The 13,066-nt window shown below is 63.2% G+C and carries 14 protein-coding genes; 2 read left to right on the top strand and 12 right to left on the bottom strand.

The annotated features are described in order from the left end of the window. Positions 1–59: 59 nt before the first annotated feature. From R1T44_RS05165 to zapE, 6 genes are all read right to left on the bottom strand, one after another. On the bottom strand, positions 60–872 hold the full coding sequence (locus R1T44_RS05165) for a cytochrome c1 (protein ID WP_279831681.1): 813 nt from the start codon (positions 870–872) through the stop codon (positions 60–62). Then, the gene (locus tag R1T44_RS05160) at positions 869–2,131 is read right to left on the bottom strand and encodes a cytochrome b (protein ID WP_317292712.1); all 1,263 of its coding nucleotides are present in this window, start codon (positions 2,129–2,131) and stop codon (positions 869–871) included. The genes R1T44_RS05165 and R1T44_RS05160 overlap by 4 nt, the downstream gene beginning before the upstream one ends. Continuing rightward, on the bottom strand, positions 2,131–2,727 hold the full coding sequence (petA, locus tag R1T44_RS05155) for a ubiquinol-cytochrome c reductase iron-sulfur subunit (RefSeq protein ID WP_043332520.1): 597 nt from the start codon (positions 2,725–2,727) through the stop codon (positions 2,131–2,133). Before petA ends, R1T44_RS05160 begins: the two co-directional genes overlap by 1 nt. A 217-nt stretch (positions 2,728–2,944) precedes the next feature. Then, entirely contained in the window at positions 2,945–3,334 is a 390-nt protein-coding gene (rpsI, locus tag R1T44_RS05150) for a 30S ribosomal protein S9 (protein ID WP_043332522.1), read from the bottom strand. Positions 3,335–3,347: 13 nt separating this feature from the next. Continuing rightward, the gene (gene rplM / locus R1T44_RS05145) at positions 3,348–3,776 is read right to left on the bottom strand and encodes a 50S ribosomal protein L13 (RefSeq protein ID WP_043332524.1); all 429 of its coding nucleotides are present in this window, start codon (positions 3,774–3,776) and stop codon (positions 3,348–3,350) included. A 251-nt stretch (positions 3,777–4,027) separates the two neighbouring features. Then, complete coding sequence (zapE, locus tag R1T44_RS05140; protein ID WP_317292711.1) at positions 4,028–5,185, bottom strand: cell division protein ZapE; 1,158 nt, start codon at positions 5,183–5,185, stop codon at positions 4,028–4,030. Between the two features lie 554 nt (positions 5,186–5,739). On the opposite strand from zapE, the gene R1T44_RS05135 reads away from it, so the two are divergent. Beyond that, a complete protein-coding gene (locus R1T44_RS05135) occupies positions 5,740–6,192 on the top strand; it encodes a Z-ring associated ZapG family protein (RefSeq protein ID WP_043332529.1) in 453 nt (150 codons plus the stop codon). Positions 6,193–6,298: 106 nt separating this feature from the next. On the opposite strand, the gene R1T44_RS05130 is transcribed toward R1T44_RS05135, so the two are convergent. Continuing rightward, a complete protein-coding gene (locus R1T44_RS05130) occupies positions 6,299–7,066 on the bottom strand; it encodes a Nif3-like dinuclear metal center hexameric protein (protein WP_054555098.1) in 768 nt (255 codons plus the stop codon). Between the two features lie 186 nt (positions 7,067–7,252). Here R1T44_RS05130 and R1T44_RS05125 point away from each other — a divergent pair, with 186 nt between their 5' ends. After that, positions 7,253–8,563, top strand: coding sequence for a S1C family serine protease (locus tag R1T44_RS05125; RefSeq protein ID WP_317292710.1), 1,311 nt, complete (start codon positions 7,253–7,255; stop codon positions 8,561–8,563). Positions 8,564–8,691: 128 nt separating this feature from the next. Here R1T44_RS05125 and hisD read toward each other — a convergent pair whose 3' ends face one another. From hisD to R1T44_RS05100, 5 genes are all read right to left on the bottom strand, one after another. After that, a complete protein-coding gene (hisD, locus tag R1T44_RS05120) occupies positions 8,692–9,996 on the bottom strand; it encodes a histidinol dehydrogenase (RefSeq protein ID WP_152965305.1) in 1,305 nt (434 codons plus the stop codon). A gap of 213 nt (positions 9,997–10,209) precedes the next feature. Further along, positions 10,210–10,854: an ATP phosphoribosyltransferase gene (gene hisG / locus R1T44_RS05115; protein ID WP_043332537.1), complete on the bottom strand. Its 645-nt coding sequence runs from the start codon at positions 10,852–10,854 to the stop codon at positions 10,210–10,212. Between the two features lie 83 nt (positions 10,855–10,937). Then, positions 10,938–12,203 (bottom strand): UDP-N-acetylglucosamine 1-carboxyvinyltransferase, encoded by a 1,266-nt coding sequence (gene murA, locus R1T44_RS05110; protein ID WP_043332539.1) that lies wholly within the window; start codon positions 12,201–12,203, stop codon positions 10,938–10,940. Positions 12,204–12,215: 12 nt separating this feature from the next. Beyond that, a complete protein-coding gene (locus R1T44_RS05105; protein ID WP_043332541.1) occupies positions 12,216–12,470 on the bottom strand; it encodes a BolA family protein in 255 nt (84 codons plus the stop codon). Between the two features lie 223 nt (positions 12,471–12,693). Beyond that, positions 12,694–13,065, bottom strand: coding sequence for an STAS domain-containing protein (locus tag R1T44_RS05100; protein WP_054555102.1), 372 nt, complete (start codon positions 13,063–13,065; stop codon positions 12,694–12,696). Between the last annotated feature and the right edge of the window lies 1 nt (position 13,066).

The following is a 13,066-nucleotide window of genomic DNA, read 5'->3' as shown; positions in this document are numbered from 1 at the left end:
AGCCGCGCGCCCGTCACTGCCGGCTCGCCATTATCACTGAGACCCCGCCCCGGGGGCCATCAATGAATGTCGCGCCAGTATTCCTTCTTGAGAAGATACGCCAGCAAGGTAAAGATCAGAATGAATATTAACACCTTGGGGGCCATGCTCTCAGCCTTGAGTCGCGAAGGCTCGCCGACATAGGCCAGAAAATTGGTCAGATCCCACATCGCTTGATCAAACTCCCCTGCCGTCATGCTGCCAGGCTGGGTGATCTCTAGAATATCACAGGACGCATAACGCCCCGTGTCGGGATCGATCTCCGCCCCCGCTACCGCCAGGTCACTCTGCCCACAGACCTTTTCCTGCACGCCCTGCAGCGACTCCAGCACATGCGGCATGCCGACCTGGGGGAAGACCGCATTGTTCACGCCCCACGGACGTGACGCATCGCGATAGAAGCTCTTCAGATAGGTGTAGATCCAGTCAGTGCCGCGCAGACGCGCCTCGAGCGACAGATCCGGTGGCGGCGTGCCGAACCAGCCGGCCGCGTCTTCTTTCTGCATGCCCGTGCGCATGGTGTCATTGATCTTGAGCGCTGGCGAGAGAATCAGATATTGCTCGACCAGGTCCTCGGGCATCCCCAGGTCCTCTGCGGCACGCGAGTAACGCTGATACTGCAGACTATGACAGCCGAGGCAGTAGTTGGTGTAAAGCTGCATGCCTCGCTGCAGCGAGGGCTGATCGTGCAGATCCGGCTGCATCGTCTCCAGCGGCACCGCGCTGCTCGCCGCGCTCACCATGCCCGACCCCATCAGGCTCACTACGGCCAGCAACCCTGCTGCCAGCCCGCGTTTGAGCCACTCCCTTGACCCACCCATCAGCGCGCTCATCGGCCCGTCACCCTGTCAGGCACCGCTCGCGTCGTCTCGAAGCGCGTATACAGCGGCATCAGTATGAAGAAGGCGAAATATGCCACGGTCGCCAGCTGCGCGATGATCGTGCGCTCCTGCGTGGGCGGCATCACCCCCAGCACGCCCAGCGTCACGAAACTCACCACGAAGATGACGATGGCGATACGCGACAGCCAGCCCTTGTAGCGGATCGAGCGCACCGCCGAGCGATCCAGCCACGGCAGCACGAACAGGATGGCGATCGCCAGCCCCATGACCACCACGCCCCAGAACTTGGCATCCACGCCGAACAGCGGGTAATTGACCGCGCGCAACATGGCGTAGAACGGCGTGAAGTACCACACCGGCGCGATGTGCTCGGGCGTCTTCAGGGAATTGGCCGGCTCGAAGTTCGGCGTCTCCAGGAAGTAGCCGCCGCCTTCGGGGAAGTAGAAGATCACCGCACAGAACACGAACAGGAAGACGCCGACGCCGACGAGGTCCTTCACCGTGTAATAGGGATGGAACGGAATGCCATCCAGCGGCTGCCCCGCCCCATCCTTCCTGTCCTTGATCTCGATGCCATCGGGATTGTTCGAGCCCACCTCGTGCAGCGCCACCAGATGCAGCACCACCAGCCCGACGATCACCAGCGGCAAGGCGATGACATGCAGCGCAAAGAAGCGGTTCAGGGTGATCCCCGAGATCAGGTAGTCGCCACGTATCATCTGCGCCAGGTCTGCCCCGATGACCGGAATCGCCGTGAACAGCGAGATGATCACCTGCGCACCCCAGTAGGACATCTGCCCCCAGGGCAGCAGATAGCCCATGAAGGCCTCGGCCATCAGCGCCAGATAGATGCACATGCCGAAGATCCAGACCAGCTCGCGAGGCGCACGGTAGGAGCCATACAGCAGGCCACGGAACATGTGCAGATAGATGACAACAAAGAAGGCCGAGGCGCCGGTGGAATGCATGTAGCGGATCAGCCAGCCGTACTCCACATCGCGCATGATGTACTCGATGGAGGCAAAGGCCTCCTCGGCACTCGGCGTATAGCTCATCGTCAGCCAGATGCCGGTCAATATCTGATTGACCAGCACCAGCAAGGCCAGCGAGCCGAAGAAGTAGAAGAAATTGAAGTTCTTCGGCGCGTAGTAGCCGGTCAGATGGTCCTGCAGAAACTGTGTGGCCGGCAGGCGATCATCGATCCAGCGCATGATGCCGCGTGGCGCCTTGGCACGGTTTGGATTCCCCATCAGGCAGCCTCCTCGTCGACACCCACCACCAGCACCTGCTCACTCTCGTAGCGATGCGGCGGCACCTCCAGATTCGAAGGCGCCGGCACCCCGGTGAAGACTCGCCCGGCGAGATCGAACTTGGACCCATGACAGGCACACAGATAGCCGCCCGGCCAGTCCGCGCCGAGATCCGCCGCGCCGATCTCGGGACGATAGCCAGGCGAGCAGCCCAGGTGCGTGCAGATACCCACCAACACCACATATTCCGGCTTGATGGAGCGCAGCACGGCATCGACATAAGGGGGCTGCTGGGGACGCAGTGACTCGGGGTCCTGCAGCTCTGCGGGGGGGATGGCACGGATATCGGCGATCATCTCGGGGGTGCGACGCACCACCCACACCGGCTTGCCGCGCCATTCGATGGTCATCTGCTGGCCGGGTGCCAGCCGCGAGATATCCGCCGTGACAGGTGCGCCTGCCGCACGGGCACGCGCACTTGGCTGCCAGGACGCCAGGAAGGGCGTTGCGATACCGACCACCCCTACCGCCCCGACCACGGTGGTTGCGCTGACGAGGAAGCGGCGTCGCCCTCGGTTCACAGCTTGATCTGACATTTTATTGTTATCTCCCAAACACTACCGCTTGATGCTGGGCCATCCACTTGCCGAGCACTTGATGCTTGCTTGTATTAAAGGGCAAGAACAGAGCGCTCACAACTCAAGAAAGCCACCTTGACCAAAGCCGCTTTCGTCAATCGTGCAGCGAGACCGCAAAAAAAACGTCCAGCACCCTTGCGGGCACTGGACGTTCTTGTGGTCGACGCGAGTTCTCTTAACGCTTGGAGAACTGCGGACGACGACGGGCCTTGCGCAGGCCGACTTTCTTACGCTCGACTTCACGGGCGTCACGAGTGACGTAACCGGCGGCGCGGAGGGCCGGACGGAAGTCTTCGTTGTAAGCCATCAGGGCACGAGTGATGCCGTGACGGATAGCGCCGGCTTGAGCAGAACCACCACCACCAGCAACAGTGACGTAGACGTCGAACTGTTCGGTAGTTTCGGTCAGCTCGAGCGGCTGACGGACAACCATGCGGCCTGTCACACGACCGAAGTAGTCGTTCAGGTCACGCTGGTTGACGGTGATTTTGCCGGTGCCCGGCTTCAGGAAGACGCGCGCGGTAGAAGTCTTGCGGCGCCCGGTACCGTAGTGCTGCTGTGTCATGGCGATGCTTCCCTCAGATGTTCAGTTCTTGCGGCTGCTGCGCAGCGTGCGGATGCTCGGAGCCAGCATAGACTTTCAGCTTGGACTGCATGGCACGACCCAGCGGGCCCTTCGGCAGCATGCCCTTGACAGCCAGTTCGATCACGCGCTCAGGCTTGTGCTCGATCATCTGGTTGAAGTTCATGGAGCGCAGGCCGCCCGGGTAACCGGTGTGACGGTAATAGGTCTTGGCTTCTGCCTTGCGACCCGTCACAGCGACTTTCTCGGCATTGATGACGACGATGTAATCGCCAGTATCAACGTGCGGAGTGTACTCGGCTTTATGCTTGCCGCGCAGGCGACGAGCAATTTCGGTAGCCATACGGCCCAGCGTCTTGCCGGCTGCGTCGACGACGAACCAGTCACGCTGGACGGACTGCGGCTTAGCAGTAAACGTCTTCATGGATGAATCACCTATAGTCGGGTCTTGCACTTGTGTGCGCGACCAATCCCTATTTTTCTTGGTTGTCCGACGTCTGGCAGCGAGCGGCGTGCTGCTTGCGCAGTCACTTACCTCTCATCTCCAGACTGCCCTCGCCCATCAGGAGTGAATGACTCAGGATGGCTCGAGAACCGGTCAACAGTTCGAGCGAGCGCACATTGTACATGCCATGCCCGCCTACCACAAAGGCTATTTTGCCCTCGCAGCAGGTTTCACGGCTTGTGCGGCAGCGCGAGATACTCACGCGATTGCATTTCCTGCAGACGCGACAGCGTGCGCTGGAATTCGAAATCCAGGTTGCCGCCGGTATAGAGGTCCTCGACGGGCGTCGCGGCGCTCATCAGCAGCTTGACGCCACGGTCATAGAACTCATCGACCATGTTGATGAAACGACGCACCTGGTCGTCGCTGTCGCGCCCCATCTGCGGCACCTCGGACACCAGCACGGTGTGGAATTCACGCGCGAGCTCAATGTAGTCATTCTGGCTACGCGGGCCATCACACAGCTCATCGAAGTGGAACCACACCACGTCTTCATGGCGACGCAGGGCGTGCAGCACGCGATGATTGATGCTCAGACCTTCATCGGCATGGCCTTCGGCACCGGCGATGGAGCGGAATTCCCGCGCCAGCCGCGCGGCACTGTCGTCGCCCAGCGGGCTATGGAAGAGCTCGGCGTGCTCCAGCGCGCGCAGGCGGTAATCGATGCCGGAATCGACGTTGACCACCGTGCAGTGACGCTTGACCAGGTCGATCGCCGGCAGGAAGCGCGCCCGCTGCAGGCCGTCCTTGTAGAGGTCATCCGGCACGATATTGGAGGTCGCGACCAGCACCACGCCCTGCTTGAACAGCTCTTCGAACAGGGTGGCGAGAATCATCGCATCGGTGATGTCCTTGACGAAGAATTCGTCAAAGCAGATCACGCGCGCCTCGACGGCGAACTTGGCCGCCACCAGAGTCAGCGGGTTCTTCTCGCCCTTGTAGTGGCCGAGTTCATTGTGGACACGCTGCATGAAGCGGTGGAAATGCGTGCGCATCTTGTCGGCAAACGGCAGGCTCTCGTAGAAGGTATCGACGAGGTAGGTCTTGCCGCGCCCCACGCCACCCCAGAAGTAGAGGCCCATGATCTCGGGCGCTTCATCGACAGGCGCCGTGCGTGACGGCTTGCCGAACAGACGACGCACCTTGGAGCCCAGCCCGCCGCCACCCGTCGCGTCAGACACCTTGTCGGGCATCTGGCGCGGCGTGCGCACGAGGTCGTCGTAGAGACGCTGCAGATGGCGGACCGCATCTTCCTGGGCGGCATCGTAGGCAAAGTCATCACGCTTGAGGTCTGCCTGGTACTTCTCGAGAGGCGTCGGTGCTGGCATTGAGAAACCCGCTGCAGGTCAGGCGTCACGCACTGGCGCACGCCTGACATGAAAGGAACAAGATCACGCCTGACCCGACACGGCGGGCAGGCAAGGACGAAATTGCGCGGCATTATACGCCTTGATGGCCACTTTACCCACTCACCGACCAGCAATCGGCTGCGCGACGTGGCTTTCGCCGCGCGCATCATTCGCAGGGCGTTGGCTGGCATCCGCCCACACCCCGCCGGCTGCGCCGACAGGCGACCAAGGTCGCGCGCCGCGTGAATTGACGCATCGCTGCACCACACCGATATAATGGCGCGTGGACGCTTTTGAAACGCAAGCGGCACGAAAGACAGAGCCACGAAAGACAGAGCCACGAAAGACAGAGCAAAGAAAGAGACACGCAAGACTGACGCAAGAAGGACAGCGGCAAGCGGCGCTGATCTGCTGGACACCAGACCGATCCCGAGATCGGCGTGATGGAACATCATTGAATACCGGCATCGTATCTCAGCGCTACCATGCCCCAGCGGTGACGATCACCGCAGTCGTGACACAAGGAGAGCGACGTGAACGAGAGCAACATTGACTGGATCCTGGCCATTGCCTGTTTTCTGGCTGGCATCGGTATCGGCGCCTTGTGCTACCACCTGCTGAATGCCAACGTGGCCCGCAACCAGAAGACCCGCCAGAAGCTGGCTGAGCGCGAACTGGAGCTGACCCAGTTCCGCGATGCCCTCAACGACCACTTTTCCAAGGCCAGCGACCTGACCGACCAGATCCAGCGCGCCGGCAATGAGCTGCGCCAGCATCTGGCCACTGGCGCCACCGCGCTGTGCGATGACAGCCAGCTCAAGCGCCGCCTGCTGGACACTGACACCACGCCGGACGACAGCGAGACCGACAAGGTCGACCTGCCGCGTGATTACGCCGACAACCGTGGCACCCTGTCAGAGGACTTCGGCCTCAAGCCGCAACCGAGTGAAGGCGAGACACCGGCCACCAACCCGCCGCGTATCTGATCGCCCTGCTGTCGTGAACCACTCACGGCATCTGAAAACGACAGCGACAACGACAACGACAACGGCCACCTCTCGAGGTGGCCGTTGTCGTTTCCGGCATCAGATGTCACGCTGGATTGTCGATATCCACGAAGCGGTGCTCCACACCATGTTCGGTTGCCAGCCACTCGCCGAGGGCACGCACACCGTCACGCTCGGTCGCATGATGCCCCGCCGCGAAGTAGGTCACCCCCTCTTCGCGGGCGCTATGGGTGGTGCGCTCGGAAATCTCGCCCGAAAGGAAGGCATCGACACCGGCCTCGATGGCCAGACCGATATAGTCCTGAGCGCCGCCGGTGCACCAGGCAATGCGCTTGATGGGGCGATCATGACCGGCCACGACCAGCACCTCACGCCCGAGACGGCGGCTGAACTCGGCCCCCAGCGCGGTGCTGTCCAGCCCTTCCACCTCGGCGGCCAAACGCCCGACATGCACCAGGCCACGCCCGGGCACGCCATCCAGACAGCCTTCACTGACCAGTCCCAGACGCTCGGCCAGCTGGGCATTGTTGCCCAGGGTCGGATGCGCATCCAACGGCAGGTGATAGGCCGCCAGATTGATGTCATTGGCCAGCAAGGTCTTGAGGCGCCGACGCTTCATGCCGGTGATCTGGGCCGGCTCGTTCTTCCAGAAGTAGCCGTGATGCACCAGCACCAGGTCCGCCTGCCAGGCGAGCGCCTCATCAAGCAGCGCCTGACTGGCCGTCACGCCGGTCATCACGCGGCGCACCTCACGGCGCCCCTCCACCTGCAAGCCATTGACGGTATAGTCCTTGAAGGCCTGCGCCTCCAGACAGCCATCCAGCGCCTTCATCAGCGTGTCACGATCAGCCATTGGGCCTCCAGCAGTCAGAGTCATCGAGTGTTACACTGGCGAGCATTGTAACGGCGCATCGGCGCCATGTAAGCGTGTCGCGCCTTGACCGGGGCCATCCCTTCGCGTGGCACGTGGATCTTCAGGCTATTCATCTTCATGTCCGCAGCATCGCGTCGGTGCGCGGACTTTTTATCAGGTAATCCGATGCCCCGTTCTCTTCGCAGCACACTGCTCCCGCTACTGTGGCCCGTCGTCACCGGCGTCCTGCTGGCCGTCGTCGTGCTGGATCGCTTTCCGACGCTGGGTCTGGGCGAGCCCGCCCCGCAGCAGAACGAGCAGGCAGGCAACACCCCCTACCCGAGCCCATCTCAGAACTCTGCCGCCAATCAGCAGGTGCTGCCGCCTCCGAGCCTGACGCTGTCAGCGGCGCAGCGCGAGGAGTCGGCAGACCCGGTACTGCGTGAAGCACCGCCGCTGCAACGCAACAGCGGCCCGGCCAGCTATCAGGCCGCGGTGGACGCCGCCGCACCGGCGGTGGTCAACATCTACTCCTCGCGCGAGATCAAGGACGACAGCAAGCATCCGCTGATGTCCGACCCCTTCTTCAACCAGTTCTACGGGGAAGACGCCCTGCGCAGCCAGCGCATGCTGTCGAGCCTCGGCTCCGGCGTCATTCTCTCCAGTGACGGCTATATCCTGACCAACAACCACGTCATCCAGGGCGCCGACCAGATTCAGGTCGCCCTGCGCGATGGCCGCGAGACATTCGCCAAGGTCGTGGGTGTGGACCCGGAATCCGACCTTGCAGCGCTCAAGATCGACCTCGACAACCTGCCCACCGTGGCGATCGCCGATTCCACCCAGGTCCACGTCGGCGATGTCTCGCTGGCGATCGGCAACCCCTTCGGGGTCGGCCAGACGGTCACCATGGGCATCATCTCGGCCACCGGACGTAACCATCTTGGTCTGAACGCCTATGAAGACTTCATCCAGACCGATGCCGCGATCAACCCCGGCAATTCCGGCGGCGCGCTGATCAACACCGACGGCTCACTGGTCGGCATCAATACCGCCATCTATTCGCGCTCCGGCGGTTCGCAGGGCATCGGCTTCGCCATCCCCGCCAACCTGGCGCGCGACATCCTCGAGTCACTGGTCGACCACGGGCGCGTGATTCGAGGCTGGCTGGGCCTGGAAGTGCAGGAGCTGACGCCGTCGCTGGCGCACTCCTTCGGCCTGAGCGCCCCGCAAGGTGTGGTGGTGGCCGCCGTGCTGCGTGACGGCCCTGCCGCGCGTGCCGGCCTGCGTCCGGGCGATATCCTGACTGCCATCGGCGGCAAGCGCCTGCTGGATGCTCGCCTGGCCATGGCCGACATCGCCGCCGTCAAACCCGGCAATGCGCTGGAGTTGCGCCTGCTGCGTGACGGCAAGACGCTGGACATCGACGTCAAGGTCGGCGAACGCCCGATTCCCGACAACACGCCGGCGGCCGTCGATCCGTCCCTGCAGGACTAGGGCTGAGGCGGAGCATCGGCGCGACGCCTTGAACAGAAAATCTGCCCCATGATGACAAAAAGCCCCGCGACGGAGACCGTCGCGGGGCTTTTTTACTGACCAGACAAGGCTCAGCCTCAGTCTCAGGCTCAGTCGAGAATGCGATTCTCGGCACTGCGCGCATGCGCCGTCAGTGACTCGCCACGCGCCAGCACCGAGGCAGTACGCCCGAGCACCGAAGCACCTTCCGGCGAGCACTGGATCAGCGAGGAGCGCTTCTGGAAGTCATAGACGCCCAGCGGCGAGGAGAAGCGCGCGGTGCCGGAGGTCGGCAGCACGTGATTCGGCCCGGCGCAGTAATCGCCCAACGCCTCGGAGGTGTGCGAGCCCATGAAGATGGCGCCGGCGTGACGCACGCCCTCGACCCACTCCTCGGGATTCGCCACCGAGAGCTCCAGGTGCTCCGGCGCGATGCGGTTGGTCAGCTCCAGCGCCTGCTCCGGCCCGCTGACGCGAATCAGGGCACCGCGTTCACGCAGCGAGGTCAGGATGATCTCGGCACGCTCCATGGTCGGCGCCAGACGCTCGATGGCGGCCTCGACGGCGGCCAGGTGCTCGTCATCCCACCCGATCAGGATCGCCTGGGCATCTTCGTCGTGCTCGGCCTGGGAGAACAGGTCCATCGCCAGCCAGTCCGGGTCGGTCACGCCATCGCTGACCACCAGAATCTCGGACGGCCCGGCGATCATGTCGATGCCGACCTGACCGAACACCGCACGCTTGGCAGTCGCCACGTAGATGTTGCCGGGGCCGACGATCTTGTCGACGCGCGGCACGGTCTCGGTGCCATAGGCCAGTGCCGCGACGGCCTGGGCGCCGCCGATGGTGAAGACACGATCGATGCCCGCCAGGTGCGCCGCGGCCAGCACCAGCTCATTGACCACGCCGTCCGGCGTCGGCACGACCATGATGATCTCGCGCACGCCCGCGACATGCGCCGGAATCGCGTTCATCAGCACGGAAGACGGATAGGCCGCCTTGCCGCCCGGCACGTAGATCCCGGCGCGGTCCAGCGGCGTGACCTTCTGGCCCAGCAGGCTGCCGTGCTCGTCCTTGAAGGACCAGCTTTCCGGCTTCTGATGCTCGTGATAGACACGCACACGCTCGGCAGCCACGGCCAGCGCCTCGCGCTGATCCGCCGGCAGGTCGGCATAGGCCTTGGCCAGACGCTCGGCACCGATGACCAGCTCGGCCATGCTCGAGACATTCAGGCGATCGAAGCGGTTGGAGAACTCCACCAGCGCCGCATCGCCTTCCTGCTTGACGCGCGCGAGGATGTCGGTGACACGATGCTGTACCTCGGCATCGGACACGCCCTCCCATGACAGCAAACGGTCCAGGCGGGCAGTAAAATCGGTATCACGGCTATCAAGCCGGTTGATCAAGGTATCCATGCGAACCTCTTTTCTCATTGCTTGGCAGAGAAGGCTGAACCGGACGGGCTCTGTCCAGCGCCTGCCCGCATCATCTTGATAAGCATCGTGATGAACTCTTGATGAGCATCGTGACGAGCAGGGGCGGCAGCTGGCGTTTCGAGAGTCATCTTCTGCCACGGTCATCTATGCGACCTTGGGTATCCAGCGGGTCGATGCGACAGCGCGCCGCCATCACGCCTCGCGGCGGGCTTCCACGGCCTGACGCAGACGATCGATCAGCGGTTTGAGGCGATCGTGCTTCATGGTCATGGCGGCCTTGTTGACCACCAGACGCGTGCTGATGTCGGTGATCAGCTCACGCGGCTCCATGCCGTTGGCGCGCAGGGTGTTGCCGGTGTCGACGATATCGACGATCTCGTCGGCCAGATTCATCAGCGGGGCCAGTTCCATCGCGCCGTAGAGCTTGATGACTTCGGCCTGGATACCCTGCTCGGCGTAATAGCGACGCGCGACATCGACGAACTTGGTCGCGACACGGCGGCGAGCGCCCTGCTGCTGCTGACCGACGACACCGGCGGTCATCAGGCGACACTTGGCGATTTCCAGGTCCAGCGGCTCGTACAGGCCTTCGGCACCATGCTCGAGCAGCACGTCCTTGCCGGCGATACCGAGATCGGCGGCGCCCAGCTGCACGTAGGTCGGCACATCGGTGGCACGGATGATGACCAGCTTGACGTCCGGCAGATTGGTATCGAAGAGCAGCTTGCGGCTCTTGTCGAGATCTTCCAGCGGCTCGATGCCAGCGTCAGCCAGCAGCGGCAGGGTTTCCTTGAGGATACGCCCCTTGGAGAGGGCGACGACCAGTTGCTTGCTCATGGGGTATTCGCCCGTGCTTGTACGTAGGAATTCGGCACGCGCTGCCGGTCAATCAAGGCCGACAGCGCGAGGTGGGGCACTGATCAGCCGGCGGAGCGACGGATGATCACGTTCAGCCCGGACAGCTTCTCTTCGATGCACTCGTAACCGCGGTCGATGTGATAGATGCGGTCGACCATGGTCTCGCCGTCGGCGACGATCGCCGCGATCACCAGCGAGGCAGAGGCGCGCAGGTCCGTCGCCATCACCGGCGCGCCGGACAGGCGCTCGGTGCCGGTCACGACTGCGGTGTTGCCCTCGAGCGCGATGTGGGCGCCCATGCGGTTGAGCTCCTGCACGTGCATGAAGCGGTTCTCGAAGATGGTCTCGATCACGGTGCTGGTGCCTTCCGCGACCGCATTCATCGCCACGAACTGGGCCTGCATGTCGGTGGGGAATGCCGGGTACGGCGCCGTGCGGATATTGACCGCCTTCGGGCGCTTGCCGTGCATGTCAAGCTCAATCCAGTCATCACCAGTGGTGATGGTGGCACCGGCTTCTTCCAGCTTGGCCAGTACGGCGTCCAGGGTGTCGGCACGCGTACGCGTGACACGCACCTTGCCGCGCGAGGCAGCCGCCGCGACCAGGAAGGTGCCGGTCTCGATACGGTCCGGCATGACGGAGTATTCACAGCCGTGCAGCTTCTCGACACCGTCGATGACGATGGTGTCGGAGCCCTGGCCCGTGATCCTGGCGCCCATGGCGATCAGGCACTCGGCCAGATCGACGACTTCCGGCTCACGCGCGGCGTTTTCCAGCACGGTGCGGCCATCGGCCAGGGTCGCAGCCATCAGCAGGTTCTCGGTGCCGGTGACGGTCACGACATCAAAGACGATGCGCGCGCCCTTCAGGCGGCCACCCGGCGCCTTGGCGCGGATATAGCCATTCTCGACCGTGATCTCGGCCCCCATCGCCTCCAGGCCACGGATGTGCAGATCCACCGGACGCGAGCCGATGGCGCAGCCACCCGGCAGCGAGACTTCGGCACTGCCGAAGTGCGCCAGCAGCGGGCCCAGCACCAGAATCGAGGCACGCATCTTCTTGACCAGATCATAGGGCGCGTGACAATGCTCGACCTTGGAGCCATCCAGCTGCACGGTCATGTTGTCGCCCATCACCGGCTCGACGCCCATGCGCCCGAGCAGCTCGAGGCTGGTCGTGATGTCCTGCAGATGCGGCAGGTTGCTGATGGTCACGGGACCTTCCGACAGCAGCGTGGCTGCCAGAATGGGCAGTGCCGAATTCTTGGCGCCACTGGCCCAGACTTCCCCGTTGACCGGCCCGTTGCCAGTGATGATCAGCTTATCCATGAAATGTTCCGGTCAACCCTGAGCGTTGCCGGCGGCAGCTTCGAACTGCGCCGGGGTATAAGTACGAATGCTGATGGCATGCAGCGCGCCAGAGCGGATCTCGTCATTGAGTGCGGAGTAGACCAGCTGCTGGGCCTTGACGCGGCTCAGCTCGGCAAAGACATCTCCCACGGCGACGACCTGGAAATTGCAGCCCTCACCCTGGATATGAAAATCGACGTTCTCGATACGAGCCTCGAGCAGGGCCTTGACATCATTCGGTTGCATGACGGGCGGTGACTCCTTCGCGGTACATGTCGGGATCGTGGCAGGGAACCCTTGCGCGACGATCGATGCGATATGACCGCACATGGTAATCAAAAGCGCGCGGGAACGCGATTGGCAGTCAATCGCTGCCTCCACGTTGCCGCGCGCATGAATGGCGATACGGACAAGCCTCGAGCTTCCAGCAGAGCGGTGCGGCCTGACAGGCGATCAGGCCGCCGCTGGCTCAGGACGTCTCGAGTGACAGCGGGGGCTCTGCGCTGATCTCGGCGACATTCAGCCCCGGCAGCAGGTTTTCCAGTCCGGAGACTGCCGCCAGTCGGCTCAATGCGGGAGACAACGCGAGGTGAGCGACATGCCCACCATGCTCCGCCAGATGGCGCTGCCACTCGAGCAGTACGCTCAGGGTGGCGGTACTGGCGCTATCCACGCCGCACAGATCGATGGAAACCCCATCCTCGCGGCGCCCCAGCCATTTCCTGCCGGAATCCGCCAGCTCTGCGGCATTGTCGAAATCCGGCTGGCCACTCAGGCTCAGCCGTGCGTCACCGGCTTCCAGCGTGACGCCCTCGCGATCGAAGAGAGTTTTCATGGTCATG

Origin of the sequence: Cobetia amphilecti, assembly GCF_032923285.1 — a bacterium.
Lineage (GTDB): Bacteria > Pseudomonadota > Gammaproteobacteria > Pseudomonadales > Halomonadaceae > Cobetia > Cobetia amphilecti.
Note: the sequence above shows the minus strand (reverse complement) of the source record. Positions and strands in the feature narration are given on the sequence as shown.